Origin of the sequence: Streptomyces sp. NPDC051219 (assembly GCF_040682335.1) — a bacterium.
Taxonomy (GTDB): Bacteria; Actinomycetota; Actinomycetes; order Streptomycetales; family Streptomycetaceae; genus Streptomyces.
Genome location: NZ_JBFBAS010000026.1, coordinates 1 through 25,177 on the forward strand (window position 1 = coordinate 1; position 25,177 = coordinate 25,177).

Genomic DNA, 25,177 nt, shown 5'->3' on the forward strand with positions numbered 1-25,177 from the left:
ACCCGTACCACAAAGGACCTGAACACCTCCTTCCGCTGGTAGATGCGACCCGTGACCGTCCTGCCGTAGTGGGCAGTCGGGAGCGCGACAAGGTGTAGACGACCGAGCCAGCAAGCTCGGTCGTTTACGGCCGAGAAGTTGACGAAGTTGCAGGCCAGACACGGCACGGTGCTGGCTGTAGTGGACCAGCGCTGGTACTGCCCCGGCAGGCGCAGCAAGACGGCGCGGGCCCGCTCCAGCAGACCGGCGCGGGCTCGCAGCCGCAGGGGCCGGGCCGTTCCCTGTTCGCGTCCCCTTCGCCGTGGCGGCGAATAGCGCAGGATGGTGCCCGGCCACGGGTGCGCGGCGCCGTGCGGCCATCTCGAACTCGCGCTCCGCGCCGATGTCATCTTCGCCGCCGAGACGGCCCGCTTCGACCACCCCGAGCAGACTCACGCTGCTCGGCTGGATCTACCGGGTCGCCGAACGCGCGGGACGGGCGCGCGCCGCAAAGTGGACGTTCACCTCCGAACAGGTCTCCGCCCCGGTCATGGCGGACGCCGGCGGCGCGATGCGGCGCAACGTGGGCAGCCCGCGCGCCGACCGCGGCAACGGTCTGGCCATGCGACTCTGCGGCATATATCCGGATGGTTCGTGGTTGCCACTGGAGCACTCTGGTTTAATCATGCAACCACACCAGCTTGTGTGGAGGACAGCGGGCCCTCCCCTGCGTCCACATCACGCTCCTTGATCGGGAGCTGACGAAAAGGTCAGGAAGGTCGCTATGCAGCCGGTCGGCACAGCCGAGGAGACGGTGGACGGGTCAGTCGAACCCCCGCGGACGTCGCACGCCCCAGCACGTGACGCCGCTGGAACGGACGTCACCGACAGCGCGAGTGGATCACCCGTCCGTGCGGGGAGGATCAGCCTTCTGTCGATCTCTCTGGGCACGGCCGGGCTCGGCGGGGCATGGCGGTCCGCAACGATCACCCTCGGCGCGCCCATATGGATCAGTGATGCGTTGTTCGCCCTCAGCGGCGTGGTATGGGTCGTCCTGCTGGCGCAGTACCTACGCCACGGAGGAGGGCGGTGGCGAAACGTCCTCGACGACTTGCACCACCCCGGCCTGGGTTTCACCCTCGCCTACGTCCCCATCATCGGAATGCTCGCGGCCGGGCACTTCTCCCGCCTGGGACTGGACGCCGCCCGATGGGGATACGCCGTGTTCGCCGTGATGGCCGCGATCATCGCCGCGCGCCTTCTGGCGCACTGGGTCACGGGTGGCCTTGCCTCCGCTCCATTGCATCCCGGGTACCTGCTGCCGGTGGTGTCCGCCCCGTTCATCTCCAGCGCCACCGCCTCGACGCTGGACCTCCCCCAGGTCGCCGCGGCAACCTTCGCCGTCGGCGTCCTGTACTGGCTTGCCTTCGGCACCGTCATCCTCGGTGGCCTGGTAGCCAACGGCGGCGGCATACCCCCGCCCGCCCGGCCGACCCTCACGGTGTTGACCATCCCTCCGGCCACCGGCGGACTCGCCTGGACGGCGGCGCACGATGGCACGTTCGACCCCGTGGGCCAAGGCTTCGCCGGGATGCTGCTCTTCACGGTCCTGGTCGTCGTGTTCCTTCTTCCGGATCTGCATCAGCGGTCGTTCCACTACGGGTACTGGGTCTTCTCGTTCCCGGTCGCCGCCGGCGCCAACTTCCTGATCCTCTGGCTCCACGGAACCGACGTGGCCGCCTGGCAGGCGATGTCGTGGGTCCTCCTGGCCGCGGCAAGTGCGGGGTTCCTCCTCCTCTACGCGGCCACGCTCCTGCAGCTGCGGCGCAGCCGGACCGCCGCGACCGCCGCGACCGCCTAGTGTCCTGCGCCGGAGGTCCGTCGGCAGAAGCGGGCGAGGGGGTCGAGGATTTCCTCAACGCTGCGCCGGGTGGGACACTGGTGCCCGCACTGCGCGCAAGCTGTCGTTCTTGGCGAAGATCTGGGGCGTCGACGCCGAAGTCCCCAGGGCCAGTTCCCTATGGCTCAACCCGGAGGCTGAGCACGTTTGGGTGCTCCGGCCGGACACGTCCCGGACGCCGAAGAAGCGAACACGCCCCGTCGGCAGGCGTCTTGCCCGGCAAGGGGAATCGGTTTAGATTTGAAACCACTCGCTTAACGGAGAGAAAACTCAAGGCATCGCAAGAGGAGGGCCGTCCGAGTGCGCAGGACCACTTTCGCTGACGCCTCGTGCCCGGTGGCCCGGTCGCTGGACCAGATCGGCGACTGGTGGTCACTTCTGATCATGCGCGACGCACTGGACGGCGTACGGCGCTTCAGCGACTTCCAAAAGCACCTCGGCCTCGCCCGGAACATACTCAGCGCGAGGCTGAGCAAGCTCGTCTCCCACGGCATCCTCCGTCTGCAGCCCGCCTCGGACGGCAGCACGTATCAGGAGTACGTCCTCACGGAGAAGGGAGAGTCCCTTCGCCTCGTGATGCACGCCTTGCACCAGTGGGGCGAAGACTTCCTGTTCACCCCGGACGAGACGGCCCCGCCGCTCGTCGAGAAGAGCACCGGTGAGCGGGTGGCTCGGCTCGACCTGACGCTCCCCGGCGGACGCGTGCTGCATCCGAGCGAGGTCGCGGTCCTCAGGCCGGAGCCGCCCACCGACTCCTGACGCCGCTTGTCGGAAGCCTTTGAGGAGCGGACCCTCCCGGCCGTCCGAGAGACCGTCAGATTCCGCGGCCGTAGACTCATCTCTTCGGAAGCCCACCATGGTGTTGTGGGGCTCAGTCGAGACCGTGCACCATGCGGGCTCCTCGTAGACCCCAAGGGCAAGTCACCGGAGCCCGACGGCATATTCGTTCGCCGCGTCACTCCCTCCGGCGCACCGACTGGTCATCCTTGGTACGGGCCTTGGCATACAGCGACGGCAACAGCGCCTCGGCACCCGGACGGCAGGCGGTCACCAGCGCCGTGTCGATGCCGGCGATGACGCGCAGCGCCGCCTCGCTACACACCCGGCCCTGGTAGACGTCGCGCAGCCGGGCATCGCCTGTGGTGCCCGGGGCGGCGGTGTAGCCGAAGCGGGCGCGGGTGTCGACGACGCTGCCGCCCGTGGTGGCGGCCGTCCTTGTACGCGTCGGACAGGTGCTTGTACCAGGGGCCCAGGACGGGCCGGATTCGGTACAGATTCATGCCCAACGGGGGATGGTGCCTGTTGAGTTGGTAGGTGTCGATGAGGTTCGGCCGCGTGGGCGGTGCTGGGTGTCGCGTATCAGGCCGGGCCCCGTCGGTCGGGCGTACGAGACGGGCCGGCCGGGTCGAAGGGTCGTCGCTGTCGGACCTGACACAGGCACTGATGCTCTCTTTGGCCACCGTCGACAACGCGCTCCGGGCCCTTCGCAAGAAGAAGATCGCGAGGGCCGAGACCTCGAGCTGCTGGAGCGGATGACGGTCACCCCGCCCTCAGAATTCGACGCTTCCGTGCCCACCGCGAGGCCATCGGCGACTTGCCTTCAGGGTTGATGACCCAGGGGCTGATCGAGGCCCGCCTTGATCAGCTCCTGGGTCGCCCCTCTCCCGGCCGTCAGATGGTGGAACAGGCTCAGTGCAAACGGTGCGAGCAGCAGATGGGCGAGGACGGCCGCGTCCGCGTCGGGCCGCACCTGGCGCAAGAGCACCGAGTGGCACCAGCGCTACCGGGGCCCCGGCGTGATGATCTACTGGAACGTCGAGCGGAAGTCGGCCTGCATCTACTCCCAGCTCAAGAGCTACTCGGCCTCCGAGGTCGCCTCGATGATGAGGGCGTGCTGCGGCACTGCACTCAACCTGGAGACGGATCAACGTTCCCTCGATGATGGGGAGTTCGCCCTCGTGGTCGATCCACGCCGAGCGTGTGGTGAGGCGGGGGCGGATGCGGCCGCTGCGTAGGTCCTGGCTCACTCGCGCCTTCGGCGCTCGCGTCCGGGAACTTCTTCTCCAGCAGGTCGAAGGCCTTCTGCGACTCCGTACCGGGCATGGAGAAGGTGTCGGCGGGCGGCGCCGGGGCGGAGGAGGCGGTGAAGCCCGCACCGCAGAAGATCACCACCCACAGCAGCGCCATCAGCCATCGCCGCCGGAAGGCGAGACGGCCCAGTTTGTAGAGGAAGGTAGCCACGGCTGGAACTCTTGTCGGTGGGCGGGGAAGGTCGAAGACGCACAGCGCCGAGCAGCGTGCGGCAGCAGGACGCGGAGCGTCCTCAGCAATGGCGCCAGACCGGCGGTCCGATGGCGCCAGACCCGCCGCTCGAGTGGTACCACCATGGCATCACCACAGCACCACCGGTGGCCACTCCCCCTCCAATACGGGGCCACGACACACCAATTTACTGAGGAATCCCAGCTCAGAGGCATGTACTCCACGAAGGAGTCAATCTGGCTCGCCATGACGCCATCAATGTGCCATGATGGCGTCATGGACCTCACGCCCTACGTCGACAACCTCCGGCAAGAGCTGGCCGCCGCCGCGGACGCCGGCGGCGACGACGCCCGCGCCCTCGCCGAGCGGCTCACCGCCCCCCTGGAGTCCGCCGCCCGCCTGACCCTCCTCAACGCACTGTCCGCCGCCATGAGCGAGGTCACGCGGGAGCTGGCGCCGGGCTCGGTCGACGTGCGACTGCGCGGACTCGACCCGGAGTTCGTGGTGACGGCGCCGCCCGCCCCCGAGCCGTTCCGGGAGGCGCAGGAGCCGGTCACCGAACCCGCCGCGCCCGCGCCGCCACCGCCGCCCGCGGACGCCGACGACGGCGCCATGGCGCGGATCAACCTCCGCCTCCCCGCCCACCTCAAGGCCCGCGCCGAGAACGCCGCGGCGGCGGAGGGCCTGTCGGTCAACGCCTGGCTGGTGCGGGCCGTGTCCACCGCCCTCGACAGCGGGGAGCGCGCAAGCCCGCCGGGCCGCGGCAAGGACAAGGGCAGCCGGGGCTTCACCGGCTGGGTCCGCTAGGGCCGCCGGCCCACCCCACCCCACTTTCACCGGCGGATCGCCGATCCCGCCGACGTCACTCATCACCCGCCTCACCAGCGGGATCACCCACCCAAGCCAAGAGGACGGAACAGCCATGCCTGCTTTCGAGACCCCCGAACCGATCTCCGCCACCCTCGAGTTGGATGCCGGCACCGCCCGCATCACCGCGGGCAAGCGCACCGACACGGTCGTGGAGGTGCTGCCGAGCAACGGATCCGACGACAACGACGTACGCGCCGTGCAGCAGACCCAGGTCACCTGCTCGGGCGGCCACCTCACGGTCAAGACACCCAAGAAGCGGTCCCTGTTCGGCAAGCCGGGCTCCATCGAGGTGAGCATCGAACTGCCCGCCGGATCCGATGTCCGGGGCACCTCGGCCATGGGCAGCTTCTACTGCGAAGGCCGCCTCGGCGAGGCCGTGCTCAAGACCTCGCTCGGCGACCTCCAGGTCGACGAGGTGGCCAGCGCCAACCTCAAGACCGACCACGGCGACATCCGCCTGGCCCGCTCGAGCGGGGATATCGAAGTCATCGGCTCGGGTCGGATCGAGGTCGGCACGGTCGCCGGCACGGCGACCGTCAAGAACGGCAACGGCGCGACCGAGGTCGGCGAGGTCACCGGCGGTCTGAAGACCAACGCGGCCAACGGCGACATCTCCGTCGGCATCGCGCACAGCAGCGTCGGCGCCAAGTGCGCCAACGGCCGGATCGCGATCGGCGTGGCCCACGCCGGGGTCGACGCGATGTCCTCCAACGGCGGCATCCGCGTCGGCGACGTCACCCGCGGCCGTATCGACCTGCGCACCTCCGTCGGCGACCTCGAAGTGGGCATCCACGAGGGCACCGCCGCCTGGCTCGACCTGAACCCCAAGTACGGCACGGTACGCAACTCGCTCGGCTCCGCCGCCGGCCCCGCGGACTCCGACGAGACCGTCGAGGTGCACGCCCGGACCGCGGCCGGCGACATCATCATCCGCCGCGCCTGACCCCGCGTACCCCCAACTCTCCACCCCCGAAAGGAAAGCGGCATGACTGCCACCCAGACTTCCGCGCCGATCGCCGCGAACGCGACGGCGCCGGCGATCACCGCCACCGGACTGCGCAAGTCCTACGGCGACAAGCTCGTGCTCGACGGCATCGACCTGAACATCGCCGAAGGCACCATCTTCGCTCTGCTCGGGCCCAACGGCGCCGGCAAGACCACCGCCGTCAAGATCCTCTCCACCCTGATCACCGCCGACCCCGAATCCGGCCCAATCCACGTCGGCGGCCACGACCTGGCCGCCGACCCGCAGGGTGTGCGCGCCGCGATCGGCGTCACTGGGCAGTTCTCCGCCGTCGACGGCCTGATCACCGGCGAGGAGAACATGCTCCTCATGGCGGACCTGCACCACCTCGACCGGCGCGAGGGCCGCCGCACCGCCGCCGAGCTGCTGGAGCGCTTCGACCTGGTGGACGCCGCGAAGAAGCCCGCCTCCACCTACTCCGGCGGCATGAAGCGCCGCCTGGACATCGCCATGACGCTGGTCGGCAACCCGCGGATCATCTTTCTCGACGAGCCGACCACCGGCCTGGACCCGCGCAGCCGCCACAACATGTGGGGGATCATCCGCGAGCTGGTCTCCGACGGAGTGACCGTCTTCCTCACCACCCAGTACCTGGAGGAGGCCGACCAGCTCGCCGACCGTATCGCGGTGCTCAGCGACGGCAAGATCGCCGCCGAGGGCAGCGCCGACGAGCTGAAGCGGCTGATCCCGGGCGGGCATGTGCAGCTGCGGTTCTCCGACCCGTCGGCGTACCAGTCCGCCGCCTTAGCGCTGCGCGAGGTCACCCGCGACCACGAGGCGCTGTCGCTGCAGATCCCCAGCGACGGCAGCCAGCGCGAGCTGCGCTCCATCCTCGACTGGCTGGACTCGGCCGGCATCGAGGCGGACGAGCTGACCGTGCACACCCCCGACCTCGACGACGTGTTCTTTGCCCTGACCGGCGGCAGCAACGTGCCCAACCAGCCCAAGGAGACTGTCCGATGAGCTCCCTCTCCCTCGCCGTACGCGACTCGAACACGATGCTGCGCCGCAACCTGCTGCACGCGCGGCGCTACCCGTCCCTCACCCTGAACCTGCTGCTGACGCCGATCGTCCTGCTGCTGCTCTTCGTCTACGTCTTCGGCGACGTGATGAGCTCGGGCATCGGCGGCGGCGGCGCCGATCGCTCCGAGTACATCGCCTACGTCGTGCCGGGCATCCTGCTGATGACCATCGGCGGCACCGTGGTCGGGACCGCGGTGTCCGTCTCCAATGACATGACCGAGGGCATCATCGCCCGCTTCCGCACGATGGCGATCCACCGCGGGTCCGTGCTCATCGGGCACGTCGTCGGCAGCGTGCTGCAGTCGGTCATGAGCGTGGTCCTCGTAGGTGCCGTCGCCGTGGCCATCGGCTTCCGGTCCACGGATGCCACGGCCCTGGAGTGGCTGGCGGCGTTCGGGCTGCTCGCGCTGGTTGCCATGGCGCTCACCTGGATCGCGGTCGGGATGGGCATGGGCAGCCCGAACGCCGAGGCGGCCAGCAACAACGCGATGCCGCTGATCGTCCTGCCTCTCATCTCGAGCGCCTTCGTCCCGGTCGAGTCGATGCCGGGCTGGTTCCAGCCGATCGCCGAGTACCAGCCGTTCACCCCGGCCATCGAGACCTTGCGCGGCCTGCTGCTCGGCAGCGAGATCGGCCACAACGGGTGGCTCGCCGTCGCCTGGTGCCTGGCTCTCGCCGTACTCGGCTACTTCTGGTCCAAGGCGCAGTTCAACCGCGACCCGAAGTAACCGGCATGGCAGCGCGGGCTGCCTCCCGCAGCTCGTCCCGCCCCGGGGCGGCGTACTCCGACATCGCGTCGGCGTACGCCGCCCCGTCCGCGTCGACGGCCGCTGCCCCTGGTTCAGCCCCGGCGACATGCGGCGGGGTCGCGCTCGGCGACGTGCCGGGCGACCGCGTCGACGCCGGGGCGTGCGTTCCGCACCAGGGAGCGGACGGAAGCGTGGCGCGAGCGGGCCAGCAGCATCGCGGTGGAAGTGCCGCCTTCGGCGTCGTGTGTCAGAGCACTGTGGCGGACCTGGTGGAGGGTCCGGCCGTCCAGGTCCTCGATGTCCTCCGGTGAGGCGAGCGGGTTGGCCGGCAGCCTGGTGTTCTCCTCGAAGATCTCCTCTGTTCGGCGGTAGGAGAGCCGGGCCCGGCCGGTCTCCGTGCACACGTCGAGCGTCGGCGTTCCGGCAGGGGCCTTGCGGTCGGTGAGGAACAGCGGGCCGCGGGTACGGCGGCCGATCAGGCGGGGCAGCAGCTAGGCGGTGCCGGACTGCCAGTGAATCCACTCGGTCGCCCCGCCCTTCGCGGTGATCTTCCCGCGCTCGTCCCTGCGGGTACAGATCCTCCACGTTCAGGCACAGCGCCTCATCGGCCCGCGCGGCGGACTGGTAGAGCATCTTCCACTGCGTCTTCTCCCGCAGGGCGACGTCCAGGCGCCATAGGGCGGCGATCTGGTTCTCCGCCAGGGCACTGGTGCGATCCGGCGGCGCCGGCCGCCGCTCCCGAGTTCGGTCACTGGTTCGATCGCCACGCCCGCCCCGCCCTTCCGGCGCTGCCGCAGTAAATGCGCACACCTCACCCCGGCGGCCGGAATGGTCCGCCGCAGGTCGCGAAGATCACCGTAGGGGGTCCGCCGCAGTAAATCTGGCATCTGCTGCGGCACCATCCTGACGGACCGCCGGCGAGCGGAAGTCCGATCAGCCGACCTCGAAGCGGAACGATTGCTACCGCTATCCGCTGTGCCGTCGGCCCTCGCGCCGACCGAAGACCTACGCGTTACGCAGTGCTACACGCCACCTGGACGCAGCTCTACGAGAACAGGGCCGGGATCCCCGTGAGTTCGCGAAAACTGAAGGTGGTTGAGCGGGAACTCACGGGTCTAATGTGCCGGTTTCCGGGTCTGGACCCGCGGGTTCGTGTTGAACACGCGGGTTGGCGTGGGGATGGTCAGCGCTGCGACGGTTCGCTGTCCGGATCAGGGCAGGGTCAGGATGCGGGGGCCTTCTTCTGTGATGGCGACCGTGTGCTCGATGTGGGCTGCTCGGCTGCCGTCAATGGTGTGCAGAGTCCAGCCGTCGGTGCCGGTGCGGTAGTCGTCGTGTCCGCCGGCCATGAGCATGGGTTCGATGGCGAGGGTCAGGCCGCGGCGGAGGGGGAAGCCGCGGCCGGGGCGTCCTCGGTTGGGGACGTGGGGGTCTTCGTGCATGCGGCGGCCGATGCCGTGACCGCCGAAGTCGGCGGGCATGCCGCAGCGTGCCGATCGGGCGACGGTGCCGATGGCGTGCGAGATGTCGCCGATGCGGTTGCCAGGGCTGGCTGCGGCGATGCCGGCGTCAAGAGCGCGCTGGGTGGCGTTGATCAGGTCCACGTCGGCGGGTCGTGGGGTGCCGACGGTGAAGCTGATGGCGGCGTCGCCGGTCCAGCCGTCGAGCTCCGCTCCGCAGTCGATGCTGACCAGGTCGCCGTCGCGCAGGCGGTAGCCGGTGGGGATGCCGTGAACGATGGCGTCGTTGACCGATGTGCAGATCACCGCGGGGAAGGGGGTAGGGGCGAAGGAGGGCTGGTAGCCGAGGAAGGGCGAGCGGGCCCCGGCCTTGGTCAGCACCGCTCGGGCCGCTTCGTCCAGTTCTTGCAGGGATACCCCGACACCTGCCGCTTCCCGGGCGGCGGCGAGGGCCTGGGCCACGATGCGACCGGCTTCCCGCATTGCGTCCAGCGCCGTATCGGTCTTGATCTCCACCATCTCCTGCGACTCCCTGTCTCACGCGCCAGCATCCAATTCTTATACCGGTATTAGTATCACGGGCATGGTGAGAACTCCTTTGACCCCGTGGGAACGGCAGCGCGGAGAGCGGTTCGGCGCGCTGCTGCGTCAGGCGCGAGGCGACCGCAGCATGGTGGAGGTCGCCGCAGCGGCGGGGGTGTCGGCTGAGACCCTGCGCAAGATCGAGACCGGTCGGGCGCCGACTCCGGCGTTCTTCACCGTGACGGCCCTGGCCGCAGCGCTGGAGGTGTCCTTGGACGCATTGGCGGCTGCCTGCGTCCAGGACAGCGACTGCGGTGACCAGACCCTTTCAGCGTGAACCTCGACGGTGGGTTCGGTTTTCTCCGAGATGAGCCGTGCGGCCAGGCCGGGCCGGTCTCCGGCTCCGATTGCAGAAGCTTTCGTGCCGAGTCCGCGTAGCGGATGGCGGTCTTTTCGTCGATGCCGAAGACGAGAGCGAGGTGGAGCGGGTCGGCGCCGTGGGTGAGAGCCTCTTCGAGTTGGCGGTCGACGCGGAGTCGTTCGAGGGTGGCGGTGAGGTTGCGGGTGGCCCGGGTGCTCCAGAGCTTGCCGGCAGGACCGAGTTCGACGGCGGTCTTCTGGGTGATCAGCAGGTGGGGGTTGGCGGTGTTCGGCCAGCGGTTGCGGCGGCAGTCGAGCCAGTCCAGGACGGCACGGCGGGTGAGGTCGTAGAGCGGGCGGACGTGGCCGCCGACGGTGATGCGCCGGTTTCCGAGATCGGCATCCTCCAGTTGCATGGTGCGGATCGTCTTCGGCCGTGCCGCGTGGACGGAAGCCAAGGCGATGATGAGCCGCAGGTCCGGGGTGGTGGCGGTGTCGATCGTCGTGTCGATGTCCGCCTGGTCGAGGGACTGAATGACACCGCCGGCCTGCCGGGGACATGGATCCGGATCGTGGGGTTGCGGGCGGTCGACCGCAGGGGCACGGTCGTCGCTGAACAACCCGAGGCGGTCGAGTACTTCGGCGGTCCGCACGACTGGAAGCCCCCGGACGCGTAAGGCCGGGAAGAGCTCGGAGTACCGGATCAACTCACCCTCGCAGTAGCCGGACAGCACGATGACCAGAGCCCGGTCGACGTCACTGGCGATCCAGCGTCTCCAGCCGCGGACTTCGCCCAGTTCCCGTGAGATCCCGCGTCGTCCTGCCTTGCCGACCGGCTGCCCGCCGTTCTTGGGCCGCTGCAGGTACGCGAGGAACAGCTGCTGGCAGGTCACCTGCCGCAGATATGGTTCGATCACCGATGCCTTGCCGCTGGCCTTGATCGCCCAAGTCGCCTCGGCTCGGCAGAGACGGCAGTAGCCGTACTTGTCATCGACCGGGACCTGCCTCCGGCAGCCTGCGCATTTCCTGGGCCCAGCTCCCGTAGCGCTCGCGGATGATCGCGTCCACCTGGCGTTCGCACCAGCGTCGCCCTCCCACCAACCCGTCATGCCGGAGAGCACGGGTGGCACCCATTCGCGGACCAGCGCGCAGAGGCGGGCTTCTTCGTCCTCGTCCCACCTGCGTTGTGTATCCCACTTTTACCCACGACTGTGCCGCACCTGACCAGCGGTCCCGGTGCTACGCCCGCTCCCGCACCAGGTGGACCGACATGCTCGACCAGTCCCCCGCCGGCAGATCCAGCGGGAGTCCGTATCCCGCCAGGACCGCTCCGTGGTGCACCGCCCCGGTGCGGATGTCGCGGTAACGCGCGGCTGTGTCCAGTCCGCGCAGACGGACCGGGACGCGCGGGCTTCCGTGGCGTTCGGTGGAGCGCCAAGCCAGCAGCAGCGCCTCCCCGGCACCCTGCGCGGTGTACTGCACCACCGTCGGGCCCTCGCCCGCGGGTTCGCCGAGCCGGTGGAGAGCGCCGTGCTGCACGAGGTGACGTACCGCCTTGTACTCGGACACCAGGCGGGCGGCCTCGGTCAGCTCCTGCGGCGACCAGGCGTTCAGGTCGCCGCCGATGGCCAGCAGCCCGGACATCGCGACGTGGAAACGGAATCGCAGGGGGACGCTGCGCGTCGTCAGCTGGTTCGGTACGTCGGTGACCCAGGCCGCCATGGTCCGCGCCGGGTAGATCTGGCCGAAGCCGTGCTGGATGGAGATGCGGTCCAGCGCGTCGGTGTTGTCCGACGTCCACGCCTGGTCCGTGCGCGAGAGGATGCCGAGATCGATCCGGCCGCCGCCTCCGCTGCACGCTTCGATGCGCAGGTCCGGGTGGTCGGCGCGGAGCCGGTCGATGATCCCGTACAAGTTGTGCACGTACCGGGTCCACAGCAGGTCGGAGCCGTGCTCCTGGCCCGCCCAGCCGGCCTCGCTGAAGGGGCGGTTCATGTCCCACTTCAGGAAGTCGATGCCCTCGTCGCCGACCAGCCGTGTCAGCCAGTCGTAGGTGAAGTCGGCCACGTCCGGGCGCGCGAGGTTGAGGACCAGCTGGTTGCGCAGTTCTGTGCGGGCGCGGCCGGGGATGTGCAGGACCCAGTCCGGGTGTTGGCGGTACAGGTCGCTGTCGGGGTTGACCATCTCCGGTTCCACCCACAGGCCGAACCGCAGACCGAGCCGGTGGACCTCCTTGACCAGCGGTCCGAGGCCTCGGGGGAATCGATCGGTTGCCGGGCTCCAGTCACCGAGACCCGCCCGGTCGCTGCGGCGCGCGCCGAACCAGCCGTCGTCCAGTACGTAGAGTTCGACGCCGAGGGAGGCCGCCCGCGCGGCGAGCGCCAGCTGGCCCTCCTCGTCGACGTCGAAGCCGGTGGCCTCCCACGAGTTGTACAGCACCGGCGCCGGCTCTTCGGGGTGCGGCAGCACGTGGGCCAGGGTGTACGTGTGCCAGGCGCGGCTGGCCGCGCCGAAGCCGCCCTCGCCGTACAGGCCCGCGAAGACGGGGGTGGTGAATTCCTCGCCGGGGCCGAGCGGCAGGGCGACGCCGTCGTGGCCCGCTCCCCCGGTGAGCCCGGCCCGTCCGTCGGGCGTGCGCTGTACGGTGATCCGCCAACTGCCGCTCCAGGCCAGGGCCGCGCTCCACACCCGCCCGTGGGTCTCGGTCGCGGAACCGTCGTCCACCATCACCCAAGGGTTCGCGTGGTGGCTGGTGATGCCTCGGCGGCTGGTCAGGACCGTCTCGCCGTGCGGCAGCGGCTCCCGGCGCAGCTGGCTCTCCGCTGACCACTGGCCGGTGACGTGGGTCAGCCGGTAGCCCGGCAGCGGTGGCAGTGACCAGGCCGCCGAATCCGCGCGCAGCAGCTCCATCGCCGCGTCGCCGTCGTTGCGCAGCACCAGCCGGCGCTCGATGACGTCGGTGTCCTCATGGACCCGGTAGTAGAGCACCACCCGCAGCGGGTGGATCCGGTCGCGGAAGGACAGTTCGAGTTCGTGCACCCCGGGGGTCGGCTCGGCGATCCGATGGCCCTCGGGCTGCCATTCGAAGCCGCGCGTACCGTCGGCGAAGCGGACCTGCAGTGACGGCGGCCCGAAGCGTGCGCCTCCGTCGACGGGCAGTTCCTCACCCACGCCCGGCCTGCCTTCGAAGCTGCTGTGCGGCGGCGCGGGCGGAGCGGCCAGTTCGGCAGCTTGGGCCGACTCCAGCCGCGGGCCCCAGGCCACATGACAGGGAGCCCCGGACTCGTCGACCCGCAGCGCGTACGAGGTGTGCGGGGTGTTCAGCAGCCAGAGCCCGGTGTCCGGGGCGCAGGAGATGACCGTCATGGATCCTCACGTGAGAGAGCGATGCCGCGTGCAGACGTCACCCAAGTCCTCCAGGAATCACCTGTCAATACCCCGCTCACATCCGCCATTTGACGGTGCAACATGCCAGGGAACCCAAGTTCCCATGGATCCTGCTTATTTTCATTGACAGCAGAAAAGAATGGGTCGTAGGTTCCCGGCCATGCACTCGCCCCCTCGCCCGGAGGTTTTCCCGGCTCATACGCCGGCCGCCCCTCAGATCTTCACCGTCGTGCTGTCTCACGGTCCCTTGACGCGGGCGGAGATCGCACGACGGGCCTGCCTGTCCCCGGCAGCGGTGACCAAGGTGGTCCGGCCGCTGATCGAGGCCGGATATCTGGTGGAGGACGTCGACGAGGAGGCCCGGCCTGCGCTGGGACGGCCGGCCAATCCGGTCCGTGTCGACGGAGGCCGGGCCCTGTTCATCGGGGTCAAGGTGACCGGCGACGAGATCATCGCCGTGCTGACCGACCTGTGCTGCCGCGTGCGCGTCGCCCGGCACGTGCCGCTCGACGACCGCGAACCCAAGGCCGTTCTCGCCGCCATGACCGGCCTCGTACATGAACTGCTCACCGAGGCCGAGGGGTTCGGCGTGCGGGTGCGAGGCGTGGGCGTCGCCGTCTCCGGCGATGTGGACCGGACAGCCGGGATGGTGCGGTACTCGCCCTTCCTGGAGTGGCGGGAGATCCCGCTGGCGCAACTGGTCACCATGACCACCGGACTGCCGGTCACCGTCGACAACGACGTACGGGCGCTGACCGTGGCCGAACAGTGGTTCGGCTCCGGAGTGGGACTGTCCGACTTCGCACTGGTGACCGTGGGCGCCGGCATCGGCTGCGGCCTCGTCGTGGGCGGGCGGGTCGTCTCCGGCGCGCACGGGGTGGCCGGTGAGATCGGGCACCTCCCCCTCGACCCGGCGGGCCCGCAGTGCCACTGCGGGAACCGCGGCTGTGTGGAGGCGATCGCCGCCGACTCCGCGATCGTCCGCGACGTACGGACCGCCACCGGGGTCCCTGTGGCCGACGCCGCCGAGGCCCTGGAGCTCGCCCGCCGCGGCGACCCCGGGGCCAGGGGGGTGTACGCCCGGGCGGGCGAGGCCATCGGACGCGCGATCGGTTCCGTGGTCAATCTCCTCGGCCCCGAGCGAGTGATCATCTCCGGCGAGGGCCTCGCAGCCTACGACCTGTTCGCCGAGCAGATCCGCGATGCGTTCGCCGCATCCGCCTTCGGCACCGCCGCGCGATGCGACGTCAGGACGCGTCCGCTGCCCTTCGAGGAGTGGGCGCGCGGGGCCGCGGCCACCGCCATCCAGTCCTTCATCAGATCAGACACGCACAAGGAGTAGCGATGACGCTGCAGAGCCGCAATCCGTCACCGGCGCCGGCCACGGCCGGGCCCGGACGCCGCAATGTGGTGGGCGGGCTGTTGGGCGTCGGTGCCGCCGCCCTGGCCGCACCCGTTCTGACCGCCTGCGGGTCGGGCGCGGCGGCCGACCCGAAGACCGTGACCTTCGGTTCCAACGGCGCGGACGCCACGCCCAAGTCCGCCTACGCCGCCGTGACGAGGGCGTTCGGCAAGGAGAGCGGTCTGACGGTGAAGACGAACACCGTCGACCACGACACCTTCCAGAAGAGCATCTCCAACTACCTCCAGGGCACGCCGGACGACGTGTTCACTTGGTTCGCGGGCTACCGCATGCAGTACTTCGCCAAGAAGAAGCTGTGCAGCCCCCTCGACGACGTGTGGGAGAAGATCGGCACCGGCTTCAGCGAGGCCACCAAGCAGCTTTCGCGCGGCGAGGACGGCACCTACTACTTCGTGCCGCTGTACAACTACCCGTGGGCCGTCTTCTACCGCAAGAGCTTGTTCCAGGAGCGGGGTTACGCGACACCCCGCACCTGGAGCGAGTTCACCGCCCTCGCCAAGCAGATGCAGAAGGACGGCCTCTCGCCGCTCGCCTCGGGCTACGGCGGCGGCGACAGCTGGAGCATCCTCGGCGCCTTCGACTACCTCAACCTGCGCACCAACGGATACGACTTCCACATGTCCCTGATGCGCGGCGAGGTCTCCTGGACCGACCGGCGCGCCGCCGCCACCCTCGACCACTGGCGGGAGCTCGCCCCGTACTACCAGAAGGGCGCCGGTGGCCGGTCCTGGCAGGACGCCGCCCAGTCTCTGCTCGACAAGAAGTCCGGCATGGCGGTCATCGGGCTCTTCCTCGGCCAGCAGATCACCGACGAGTCGCTCCGCACCGACATCGATTTCTTCCCCTTCCCCGAGATTGACTCCGCCCACGGCCAGGACACCGTCGAGGCCCCCACCGACGGCTTCATGCTCAGCCGCAGGCCCAAGAACGAGGAGGGCGCCAAGCGTTTCCTGGAGTTCCTGGGCAGCGCGCAGGCGGAGAACCTCTACATGGGCGTCGACCCCAGCAACGTCGCCGTCCACCAGCAGGCCGGCACCGGGTCGTACAACGACCTGCAGAAGAAGTCGGCCGAACTCATCGCCGCCGCCAAGCACATCACCCAGTTCGGCGACCGCGACAGCGACCCCGGCTTCATCTCCACCGTTGTCCTGCCCGGCCTGACGGAGTGGCTCGGCCACCCCGACGACGGTTCGGCCCTGCTGAAGAAGATCGAGTCCCAGCGCTCGCGCTTCTTCACCGCCTGACCAGGCCGGAATGACCGTGTCCTCCGCACCCCCCGTGCCGTCCGACTCCCCCGCGCGGCCCCCCGTACCGGAGCCTTCACCGCGTGTCGGTCGCCGCTCGAGGCCCCGCAGGTTCAGCGCAGGCGACCGGCTGTTCCTCACGGTCATCATCGGCATCCCGATGGCCGCCCTGCTGGTCTTCGTCTGGCTGCCCGCGCTGGCCTCCATCGGCCTGTCGTTCACCACCTGGGACGGCATCGCCCTGTCCGACATCCACTGGACCGGTGTCGACAACTACCAGGAGATCTTCGGCAATTACCCGCCGTTCTGGCCCGCCGTGCAGCACAACGTGATCTGGCTGCTGTTCACCGTGCTCCTGCCCACGCCGCTCGGCATCTTCCTCGCGTACCAGCTCGACCGGCAGTTGCGCTTCACCAGGATCTACCAGACGGCGATCTTCCTGCCCATGGTGCTCGCCCCGGCTGTCGTCGGCCTGATCTGGGAAATCATCTACAACCCGGACAACGGCCTCCTGAACGGCATCATCGGCGCGGCCGCACCCGGCCACCACATCGACTGGCTCGGGGATCCCGACCTGAACCTGTGGGCCGTCCTCGTCGCCTCCGGATGGCGGCACACCGGCTACATCATGATCCTCTACCTGGCCGGGCTGAAGAGCTTCGACCCGGCGCTGAAGGAGGCCGCGGCCCTCGACGGCGCCAACGGGCGGCAGACCTTCCTCCGCGTGGTCTTCCCCGCCCTGCGGCCGGTCAACGTCGTCATCGTCGTCGTCACCGCCATGGAGTCACTGCGGGCCTTCGACGTCGTCTACATCCTCGGCGGCGGCGTCGGCAGCAAGCCGGGCATGGAACTGCTGTCGCTGCTGATCACCGACAACATCGTCGGCGAGTCCAGCCACATCGGGTACGGATCCGCGCTCGCCGTCGTCCTCCTCGTCGTCTCCCTGGCCGCCATCGGGACCTTCCTGGTGCAGAACTTCCGCAAGGAGGACCAGTGACCACGACCGTCCCGCCCCGAGCCACCACCGAACGCCCCCCTCCCCATCCCCGCTCCGCCGCCGGGCCCACGAAGACCCGGCGGCAGACCGGCCGCCACCTGCTGCTCGGCGGCATCGCCCTGCTGTGGCTCGTCCCGCTGCTCTGGGCCGTCTACACCTCACTGAGGCCCTACTCCGACACGACCCGCGACGGCTACCTCTCCTGGCCGCGCAGTGTCTCGCTCACGAACTACACCGACGCCTGGGCACAGTCCGGCATGGCGCACTTCTTCTGGAACTCCGTCCTCATCACCGTCCCCGCGGTGCTGGGCACCCTGCTGTTCTCCGCGGCCGTCGCCTTCTTCGTGTCGCGCTTCGACTTCCGCTGGAACCTGGCCCTGCTCATGCTCTTCACGGCCGGCAACCTGCTGCCGGCCCAGGTCCTCATCACTCCGCTCTACCGGCTGTACCTGCTGATCCCGCTGCCCGAGTGGATGAGCGACTCGCTGCTGCTCTACAACTCGGCCTGGGGCATCATCGCGATCCACATCGCCTACCAGTGCGGCTTCTGCACCTTCGTGCTCAGCAACTACATGAAGACCATCCCCAAGGAGATCTTCGAAGCGGCACAGGTGGACGGAGCGTCCGTGTGGCGGCAGTTCTTCCAGATCGTCCTGCCGCTGTGCCGGCCGCCTTTCGCCGCGCTGGCCACCCTGGAGTCGATCTGGATCTACAACGACTTCTTCTGGCCGCTCGCGCTCATCGAGTCCGGTGACAAACGGCCCATCACCTCCGCGCTGGCCAACCTTCAGGGCCAGTACTTCACCAACCCCAACCTCATCGCCGCCGGCGCGCTGATGACCGCGATCCCCACCCTGCTCGTCTACTTCGCCCTGCAGCGCCAGTTCATCAGCGGGCTGACCATCGGCTCCGGCAAGGGCTGAGCCACCGTCACACCCCCGCTGCGCCACCCGCCCCGCACGCCCGCCACCCGACCCAGGAGGTCCGACCCATGCGGTCATCCCCCGGCCCTGCCACGTCCGTACGCCCCGCCACGTCCGTACGCCCCGCCCGTCCCGGCCGCCGCACCACAGGGGCGCTGCTCCTCCTGGCCCTCGCTGCGGGCCTCACCGTCCTCGCCCCCGCGGCCTCCGGCACGCCCGCCGCCGCTTCTGCCGTATCCGTCACCACGAGCGGCGGCGTCGCGGCCAAGCCGTACATGGGCTGGACGAGCTGGACCATGCAGTCATCGAAGTACCCCGGGCTCAACCCTGACGGCGACTACAGCTACCTGACCGAGAAGAACGTCCTGAAGCAGGCCGACGCCATGGCCGCCAAGCTCAAGTCCTACGGCTACGAGTACGTCAACATCGACGCCGGCTGGTGGCGCGACATGGCGTGGAAGCCCCGCTTCGACGCGTATGGCCGACAGGCCGCGGACCCCGTCCGCTTCCCCCGCGGGATGAAGGCCGTCGCCGACCACATCCACGCCAAGGGTCTGAAGGCGGGCATCTACCTCCCGGTCGGTCTGGAGAAGGAGGCGTACGGCGAGGGCAAGGTCCCCATCCGGAACGCCGAGGGCTGCACAACGGCCGACATCGTCCACGGCGATCTGCGCACCACCAACGGCTGGGACAGCGCCTACAAGATCGACTTCTCGCGCCCATGCGCCCAGAAGTACATCGACTCCCAGGCGACGATGTTCGCCGACTGGGGCTACGACTTCCTCAAGCTCGACGGCGTCGGTCCCGGATCCTTCAAGTCCGGCGAGAACTACGACAACGTTGCCGACGTCGCCGCCTGGCGGAAGGCGATCACCGCCACCGGGCGCCCCATCCACCTCGAGCTGTCCTGGTCCCTCGACATAGGCCATGTCGCCGACTGGAAGAAGTACTCCAACGGCTGGCGCATCGACACCGACGTCGAGTGCTACTGCAACACCCTGGTCAGCTGGGAGAACTCGGTCGACGACCGCTTCGACGACGCCCCCGCCTGGGCCCGCCACGCCGGCCCCGGCGGCTGGAACGACCTGGACTCCCTCAACGTCGGCAACGGCGAGATGGACGGACTCACCAAGGCCGAGCGGCAGAGCTACGCCACGCTGTGGGCCATCTCCAAGTCGCCGCTCTACACCGGCGACGACCTCACCCGCCTCGACGCGTACGGCCTCTCGCTGCTCACCAACCGGGACGTCATCGCGCTCAACCAGGGCGGCACTCCGCCGGCCCGCCCCGTCACCCCCGCGGGTGACCAACAGGTGTGGGGTGCCAGGAACTCCGACGGCAGCTACACCGTGGCCCTGTTCAACCTCGGTGACGCTCCCGCCGCCGTGACCGCCGACTGGCCCGCGTTCGGGTTCACCGGCAAGGCCACGGTCCGCGACCTGTGGAACCGCGAGAACCTCGGCACGTACCAGAACAAGATCACCCAGGCGCTGCCCGCCCACGGCTCCCGCCTGTTCACCGTGACCCCACAGGGCCCCGTCCAGCCCAAGACCGCGTACGAAGCGGAGGCGGCGGTCAACACCCTCGGCGGCAACGCCTCGGTCGCCGACTGCGGCGCCTGCTCCGGCGGGAAGAAGGTCGGCAACCTCTACCTCGGCGGCAAGCTCACGATGAACGGCATCCACGCCGACAAGGCCGGGCGGTACGTGGTCGACATCGCCTATGTCAGCGGCGACGCCCGCACCGTGCAGATCTCCGTGGGAGACGGCGGATTCACCAGCCACAAGCTCCCCTCCACCGGGGACTGGGGAACCGTCGAGACCGTGAGCGTCCCCCTCAGCCTCAAAGCCGGCGCCAACACCATCACCTTCGACAGCGGTGACGGCTACGCCCCGGACATCGACCGGATCCGCGTACCGGACCCGTCCTGAGCATCGGCCGGTGGCCCGGCCCGGACATCTGGACCGGGCCACAGGCACCCCCTGCCCCCGGCCTTGCCGCCCCGGCACGCCCCGCCTGCCCGCAAACCCCGGAACGGAGTGCACCGTGGACACCCAGCGCACCGACCAGCCGGAACACCTCCCCAGCCGCCGTGGCCTGCTCTCCCTCGCCGCCGCGACCGGCACGCTCGCGGCCCTAGGCGGGCTGCCCGCCTTCACCGCCCACGCCGAGCCGCAGCGGCCCGCCACGTCCTCCATCCCGGCGAAGGACGACACCACCGAACTGTGGTGGCAGGCCCCCGCGGACGACGGGTCGATGATCGAGCAGGGCCTGCCGGTCGGCAACGGAAGGCTCGGCGCGCTCGTCGGAAACGACCCCGGCAGGGAGCGCCTCTTCATCACCGACGCCACCACCTGGACGGGCGGCCTCAACGACACCCTCGACGGCGACGGCCAGTTCCCCTACGCCCGCGAGAACTTCGGCTCCTTCACCCTCCTGGCGAAGCTGACCGTCGACATCCCCGACCATGACCTCTCCGCCGTCTCCGACTACCGTCGCGCCCTCGACCTTCGTCAGGGCCTGGTCAGCGCCGCGTACGCAAAATCCGGCGTCGCCTACCGGCGGCAGATCTTCGCCAGCCGGCCCGACGACGTCCTAATCGCGCACTTCACCCAGAGCGGCGGCGGCCGCTACACGGGAACCATCAGCCTCGACGGCACCCATGGCGAGACCACCACCGCCTCACCGCCCGGCCGGTACGCCTCCTTCGGCGCCACCTTCCCCAACGGTCTGCGGTACGGGGCAGCCGTCACCGCCTACGGCAGTGGTGGCACGGTCGCCGTCGACGGCCCGCGGATCACCTTCAGGAACTGCACGACCCTCACCGTCGTGATCAGCGGCGGCACCAACTACGCCCCGAACGCCGCCAGGAACTATCGCGATCCCGCCCTCGACCCGCAGAGGCTCGCCCGCACCAAGGTCCTCCAGGCAGCCGGGCACCCCGCGAGCACCCTGCTCCACACCCACATCGCCGACCACCGCGCACTGTTCGATCGCATGGAACTCTCTCTCGGCACCTCGACCGCGCAGCAGCGCGCCATGGACACCTGGGAGCGGATCAGGGCACGCGCCATCGACGGCGACCCCGACCCCGAACTCGAGGCCGCGTACCTGCAGTACGGCCGCTATCTGATGATCGCCGGGTCCCGCGGCAGCCTCCCCCTGAACCTCCAGGGCCTGTGGCTCGACGGCAACGACCCCGACTGGATGGGCGACTACCACACCGACATCAACATCCAGATGAACTACTGGATGGCCGACCGGACCGCCCTGTCCGACTGCTTCGACGCCCTCACCGACTACTGCCTCGCCCAGCTGCCGTCCTGGACCGAGCTCACCCGTAAGCACTTCAACGACCCCCGCAACCGCTACCGCAACTCCACGGGCAGGATCGCCGGCTGGACCGTGGCCATCTCCACCAACATCCACGGCGGCATGGGCTGGTGGTGGCACCCCGCCGGCAACGCCTGGCTGTGCAACTCCCTCTTCGAGCACTACGAGTTCACCCAGAGCAGCTCCCACCTCGCACGAATCCGCCCGATGCTCAAGGGCGCATGCGAGTTCTGGGAAGCGCGGCTGCTGACGACCACCGTCAGCGACCCGGAGACGGGGGCCGAGAAGGAGGTCCTCATCGCCGACAGCGACTGGTCGCCCGAGCACGGCCCGCTCGACGCCAAGGGCATCACCTACGCCCAGGAACTCGTCTGGACCCTCTTCGACAACTACCGCACCGCGTGCGCCGTCCTGGGCGAGGACGCGGCGTACGCCAGGACCGTCGAGTCCCTGCAGAAGCGGCTGTATCTGCCCCGCGTCAGCCCGAGGACCGGCTGGCTCGAGGAGTGGATGTCCCCGGACAATCTCGGGGAGACCACCCACCGGCACCTCTCCCCGCTCGTCCAGCTCTTCCCCGGCGACCGGATCCGCCCCGACGGCTCCGCCCCGAAGGACATCGTCGACGGTGCCACTGCCCTGCTGGCCGCCCGCGGCATGGAGAGCTTCGGCTGGGCCAACGCCTGGCGCAGCCTGTGCTGGGCCCGCCTGAAGGACGCCGACAAGGCGTACCAGCTCGTGGTGAACAACCTGCGCCCCTCCACCGACGGCGGCAACGGCACCGCTCCCAACCTCTTCGACATCTACGAAGTGGAACGAGGACGAGGCATCTTCCAGATCGACGGCAACTTCGGCACACCCGCCGCAATGATCGAGATGCTGGTCTACTCCCGTCCCGGCCACCTCGAACTGCTCCCCGCCCTGCCCGCCGCCTGGGCCGTATCCGGACGGGTCACCGGCGTAGGCGTACGCGGCGGTTTCGTCGTCGACCTCCAGTGGAAGGACGGACGGCCCACCCGGGTCACGGTCCGCAGCGTCGGCGGCCGCACGACCACCGTCTCGTACGGGGGTACCTCGCGGGAGATCACTCTCGCGCCGGGACGATCCGTCACGCTGCACGACCTGGGGCGGTGACCGGCGTGCACCGGACCACATCCGCCCTGGTCACCACCCGCCGTACGCGCCGGCTCGCCGCCCTGTTGGCCCTTGTCGTCACCGCGGCCTGGCTGCTCACCACCCCTGCCGTTGACAGCGCTGCAGTTGCCGCCCCTGCCACGACGCATGAGGTGGTCACCTGGGGCGCCAGTGCCGACCGCATGGGCAACGCGGTCCCCGACCGCAGCTACCGGCTGATCGTCCGCACCAGCGCGGCCGGCTCCGGAGCGCGCATCCGTCTCTCGAACGCCTTCGGCGACCGGCCTGTGACCTTCGGCAGCGCCTACTCCGGCCTCCAGAAGACCGGCGCCGCACTCATCCCTGGAAGCAACCGGCGCGTGACGTTCGGCGGCAGCCGGTCCGTCACGGTCGCCGCCGGGGACACCGTCCTCAGCGACCCGCTCCCCGGACGTCTCCCCGCGGCGACCGCCCTGGTCGTCAGCCTGCACGTGTCGGACGCCGGCGGGCCCGCCACCGGCCACGGCATGGCGATGCAGACCTCATACGCCACCACCGGCGACCACACGGCCGAGGAGAGCGCCGACATCTGGACCGAACGGACCGGCTCCTGGTACTACCTCGACGCCGTCACCGTACGCACAAGGCCGGAGACCGGTGCCGTCGTCGCCCTCGGCGACTCCATCACCGACGGCTGGCAGTCCTCGACCGGCCTCAACCGCCGCTGGCCCGACTACCTCGCCCGCCGCCTCCGGGCCACCGACAGCACCCCGGTCGAGGGAGTCGCGAACGAAGGCATCTCCGGCAACAAGGTCCTGGCCGACGGCGCCGGCCAGAGCGCCCTCAACAGGCTCCAGCGCGACGTGCTTTCCCACCCCGGGGTCCGCACCGTCTTCCTGTTCGAAGGCGTCAACGACATCAAGGCGCACACCGGCGTCACCGCCCAGGACATGATCGCCGGCTACCGCGAGATCATCGACCGCACGCACACGGCCGGCAAGTGCATCGTCGGGGCGACCATCGCGCCCTTCAAGGGCTGGTACGAGTGGGACGCGGTGGCCGAGGCCGTGCGCCGGGAGGTCAACGAATTCATCAGAACAAGCGGTGAATTCGACGCTGTCACCGACTTCGACCGCACCCTCCGCAGCCCCTACGACGCGGAACGCATCCTCCCGTCCTTCGACGGAGGCGATCACCTGCACCCCAACGACAAAGGCATGCAGGCCATGGCCGACTCCGTGGACATCGCGTCCCTCATTTGCCACCGCCAACCCACCTGAGGGTCGGGTGGAGCGTTCAAGATCTGAATGAAGGGGCCAGAGCACGGTCGTTCAGCGCCAGGGTTCTCTGAACGACAGGAGGCATCGGTCTGCCGCTCCCTGTTCACCCGACTGCCCTGGCCCTGATCGCACTGTGCGGCAACGACGTCACACTGCGGCGCCCACAGAACTGGCGTCACAGATACCGGCTCAGTGGCGCCACCCCAGTCTCGATGTTCGGATGGACGAACGCAGCACACATCCATTGGATTGTCGCACCCACCGCCCAGATCTCCCGAGCCTTCCCCACCCTGGCGGCGTCCTCAGCACCCCCGCCGGCCGCATCGGTGAACTGGCCGCGCTCGCCGAAATGCTCCAGGCCGTGGCCTTGGGGCGAAGCCGCGCAGCGCGTCGACCGCGGCCAGACGCTCAACTGCCGAGTCCCGGGCGGCAGCTGCCAAAGTCGTGCCAGTGGTGCGGGTCATACCGTCCCGTTTCCGGGCCGCGGCCGCAAAGCCACCCTCCGCGCCATCGCCGACGTCACCGGATCCCTGGCACCAGACGCCACCTATGTGCGCCACGCCTACCGGCAGGACGCCGGCCTCGCACCCTGGGACGCCACCTGGCACCTGTTCGCCTTCGCCATCCCCGAATCCCGCCGCACCGCCCGCGACACCCTGCGCGAGAACCTCCTCCACCTCGGCGCCGCACCCATCCAAAGCGGCCTCTACGTCACCGCCAGCCCCGTCACCGAACTCGTCGAAGCCCAGGTGCGTCACCTCGGCGTCACCGACACCCTCACCTGCCTCACCACCACCGAGCTGCGGATCGGCGGCATCACCGACCCGCAGGACCTCGCCGCCGCGCTGTGGCCGCTGCAGGACATCGCCGCCCGGCACGAACGACTCGCCGCCTTCGCCGAATCCCGCCTCACCCGGCTCACCGAGGGGCCGGAGCCGTCGGACACCGAGCGGCTCACCGTGGCCGTCGAACTCGCCGCCCAGTTCACCGCAGCGATGGACCCCGACCCCCTCCTGCCCCCCGAACTCCTGCCCAGGCCCTGGCCCGGAAGCCACGCCCGCCGCCTGACAGCCGACTGCTGGAGACGCCTTCGCCAAACCCGGACGCCCGGCCGCACGCCCACCCTGCGCCTGTTCGCGCTGTACGCCGACGCACTGCCCCCAGGAGATGGCGGATAGCGCACGCCCGGATCAGCGGCTCGGCAGAAAATGTGTTCACCGGCTCCCGCGCCGATGAGGCCGTGGCCGCCCGGGCCGCCGGACCCGCAGCCCGGGCGGCCACACGCAGAGCGCCGCCGTCGTCGTGCCCAGCACCGGCTCCTGGACGACGCG

General features: G+C 69.6%; 21 protein-coding genes and 3 pseudogenes. 16 read left to right on the forward strand and 8 right to left on the reverse strand.

Going from position 1 to position 25,177, the window contains the following annotated elements; all coding sequences use genetic code 11:
- The first annotated feature begins 763 nt into the window (after window positions 1-763).
- Both AB0M62_RS25180 and AB0M62_RS25185 read left to right on the forward strand, forming a co-directional pair.
- The gene (locus tag AB0M62_RS25180) at window positions 764-1,840 is read left to right on the forward strand and encodes a hypothetical protein (protein ID WP_366076551.1); all 1,077 of its coding nucleotides are present in this window, start codon (window positions 764-766) and stop codon (window positions 1,838-1,840) included.
- Window positions 1,841-2,179: 339 nt separating this feature from the next.
- Window positions 2,180-2,638: a helix-turn-helix domain-containing protein gene (locus AB0M62_RS25185; protein ID WP_366076552.1), complete on the forward strand. Its 459-nt coding sequence runs from the start codon at window positions 2,180-2,182 to the stop codon at window positions 2,636-2,638.
- A gap of 196 nt (window positions 2,639-2,834) precedes the next feature.
- Here the strand turns inward: AB0M62_RS25185 and AB0M62_RS25190 are convergent, their stop codons facing one another.
- The 3 genes and pseudogenes from AB0M62_RS25190 to AB0M62_RS25200 all read right to left on the reverse strand — a co-directional run bounded on the left by AB0M62_RS25190 (window position 2,835) and on the right by AB0M62_RS25200 (window position 3,644).
- Complete coding sequence (locus AB0M62_RS25190) at window positions 2,835-2,981, reverse strand: hypothetical protein (protein WP_366076553.1); 147 nt, start codon at window positions 2,979-2,981, stop codon at window positions 2,835-2,837.
- 12 nt (window positions 2,982-2,993) lie between these two features.
- Window positions 2,994-3,095 (reverse strand): annotated as a pseudogene (locus tag AB0M62_RS25195) (XRE family transcriptional regulator); the annotation flags it as partial.
- 384 nt (window positions 3,096-3,479) lie between these two features.
- On the reverse strand, window positions 3,480-3,644 hold the full coding sequence (locus AB0M62_RS25200) for a hypothetical protein (RefSeq protein ID WP_366076647.1): 165 nt from the start codon (window positions 3,642-3,644) through the stop codon (window positions 3,480-3,482).
- Here AB0M62_RS25200 and AB0M62_RS25205 point away from each other — a divergent pair.
- Window positions 3,631-3,762: pseudogene (locus tag AB0M62_RS25205) on the forward strand (Tn3 family transposase); the annotation flags it as partial. The gene AB0M62_RS25200 and the pseudogene AB0M62_RS25205 overlap by 14 nt on opposite strands.
- 142 nt (window positions 3,763-3,904) lie before the next feature.
- Here AB0M62_RS25205 and AB0M62_RS25210 read toward each other — a convergent pair.
- Window positions 3,905-4,120, reverse strand: a pseudogene (locus AB0M62_RS25210) (MMPL family transporter); the annotation flags it as partial.
- Window positions 4,121-4,417: 297 nt separating this feature from the next.
- On the opposite strand from AB0M62_RS25210, the gene AB0M62_RS25215 reads away from it, so the two are divergent.
- The 4 genes from AB0M62_RS25215 to AB0M62_RS25230 all read left to right on the forward strand — a co-directional run bounded on the left by AB0M62_RS25215 (window position 4,418) and on the right by AB0M62_RS25230 (window position 7,786).
- Entirely contained in the window at window positions 4,418-4,948 is a 531-nt protein-coding gene (locus AB0M62_RS25215) for a toxin-antitoxin system HicB family antitoxin (RefSeq protein WP_366076554.1), read from the forward strand.
- Window positions 4,949-5,063: 115 nt separating this feature from the next.
- Window positions 5,064-5,954, forward strand: a complete 891-nt coding sequence (locus AB0M62_RS25220) for a DUF4097 family beta strand repeat-containing protein (protein ID WP_366076555.1) — start codon at window positions 5,064-5,066, stop codon at window positions 5,952-5,954.
- A gap of 42 nt (window positions 5,955-5,996) precedes the next feature.
- The gene (locus AB0M62_RS25225) at window positions 5,997-6,998 is read left to right on the forward strand and encodes an ATP-binding cassette domain-containing protein (protein WP_366076556.1); all 1,002 of its coding nucleotides are present in this window, start codon (window positions 5,997-5,999) and stop codon (window positions 6,996-6,998) included.
- Window positions 6,995-7,786 (forward strand): ABC transporter permease, encoded by a 792-nt coding sequence (locus AB0M62_RS25230; RefSeq protein WP_366076557.1) that lies wholly within the window; start codon window positions 6,995-6,997, stop codon window positions 7,784-7,786. The genes AB0M62_RS25225 and AB0M62_RS25230 overlap by 4 nt, the downstream gene beginning before the upstream one ends.
- 113 nt (window positions 7,787-7,899) lie before the next feature.
- Here the strand turns inward: AB0M62_RS25230 and AB0M62_RS25235 are convergent, their stop codons facing one another.
- Window positions 7,900-8,211 (reverse strand): site-specific integrase, encoded by a 312-nt coding sequence (locus tag AB0M62_RS25235; RefSeq protein WP_366076558.1) that lies wholly within the window; start codon window positions 8,209-8,211, stop codon window positions 7,900-7,902.
- An 807-nt stretch (window positions 8,212-9,018) separates the two neighbouring features.
- Window positions 9,019-9,786, reverse strand: coding sequence for a type I methionyl aminopeptidase (gene map, locus AB0M62_RS25240; protein WP_366076559.1), 768 nt, complete (start codon window positions 9,784-9,786; stop codon window positions 9,019-9,021).
- A 64-nt stretch (window positions 9,787-9,850) separates the two neighbouring features.
- On the opposite strand from map, the gene AB0M62_RS25245 reads away from it, so the two are divergent.
- Window positions 9,851-10,126 (forward strand): helix-turn-helix transcriptional regulator, encoded by a 276-nt coding sequence (locus AB0M62_RS25245; protein ID WP_366076560.1) that lies wholly within the window; start codon window positions 9,851-9,853, stop codon window positions 10,124-10,126.
- Here the strand turns inward: AB0M62_RS25245 and AB0M62_RS25250 are convergent.
- Window positions 10,023-11,066 carry a hypothetical protein gene (locus tag AB0M62_RS25250; RefSeq protein WP_366076561.1) on the reverse strand — a complete coding sequence of 348 codons (1,044 nt, stop codon included), beginning with the start codon at window positions 11,064-11,066 and terminating at the stop codon, window positions 10,023-10,025. The two genes, AB0M62_RS25245 and AB0M62_RS25250, sit on opposite strands and share 104 nt — an antisense overlap.
- Window positions 11,067-11,388: 322 nt before the next feature.
- Complete coding sequence (locus AB0M62_RS25255; RefSeq protein ID WP_366076562.1) at window positions 11,389-13,515, reverse strand: alpha-galactosidase; 2,127 nt, start codon at window positions 13,513-13,515, stop codon at window positions 11,389-11,391.
- Window positions 13,516-13,696: 181 nt separating this feature from the next.
- Between AB0M62_RS25255 and AB0M62_RS25260 the strand changes: the two genes are divergently transcribed.
- The 8 genes from AB0M62_RS25260 to AB0M62_RS25295 all read left to right on the forward strand — a co-directional run bounded on the left by AB0M62_RS25260 (window position 13,697) and on the right by AB0M62_RS25295 (window position 25,024).
- On the forward strand, window positions 13,697-14,878 hold the full coding sequence (locus AB0M62_RS25260; RefSeq protein ID WP_366076563.1) for an ROK family transcriptional regulator: 1,182 nt from the start codon (window positions 13,697-13,699) through the stop codon (window positions 14,876-14,878).
- A gap of 2 nt (window positions 14,879-14,880) precedes the next feature.
- On the forward strand, window positions 14,881-16,203 hold the full coding sequence (locus AB0M62_RS25265) for an ABC transporter substrate-binding protein (RefSeq protein WP_366076565.1): 1,323 nt from the start codon (window positions 14,881-14,883) through the stop codon (window positions 16,201-16,203).
- Between the two features lie 16 nt (window positions 16,204-16,219).
- Window positions 16,220-17,200 carry a sugar ABC transporter permease gene (locus tag AB0M62_RS25270; RefSeq protein WP_366076567.1) on the forward strand — a complete coding sequence of 327 codons (981 nt, stop codon included), beginning with the start codon at window positions 16,220-16,222 and terminating at the stop codon, window positions 17,198-17,200.
- A complete protein-coding gene (locus AB0M62_RS25275; protein WP_366076568.1) occupies window positions 17,197-18,123 on the forward strand; it encodes a carbohydrate ABC transporter permease in 927 nt (308 codons plus the stop codon). Before AB0M62_RS25270 ends, AB0M62_RS25275 begins: the two co-directional genes overlap by 4 nt.
- A 68-nt stretch (window positions 18,124-18,191) precedes the next feature.
- Window positions 18,192-20,054: a carbohydrate-binding protein gene (locus tag AB0M62_RS25280; protein WP_366076569.1), complete on the forward strand. Its 1,863-nt coding sequence runs from the start codon at window positions 18,192-18,194 to the stop codon at window positions 20,052-20,054.
- Window positions 20,055-20,169: 115 nt separating this feature from the next.
- Entirely contained in the window at window positions 20,170-22,587 is a 2,418-nt protein-coding gene (locus AB0M62_RS25285; protein WP_366076570.1) for a glycoside hydrolase N-terminal domain-containing protein, read from the forward strand.
- Between the two features lie 92 nt (window positions 22,588-22,679).
- Complete coding sequence (locus tag AB0M62_RS25290) at window positions 22,680-23,846, forward strand: SGNH/GDSL hydrolase family protein (protein ID WP_366076643.1); 1,167 nt, start codon at window positions 22,680-22,682, stop codon at window positions 23,844-23,846.
- A 551-nt stretch (window positions 23,847-24,397) separates the two neighbouring features.
- Window positions 24,398-25,024: a PaaX family transcriptional regulator C-terminal domain-containing protein gene (locus AB0M62_RS25295; protein WP_366076571.1), complete on the forward strand. Its 627-nt coding sequence runs from the start codon at window positions 24,398-24,400 to the stop codon at window positions 25,022-25,024.
- Window positions 25,025-25,177: the final 153 nt, after the last annotated feature.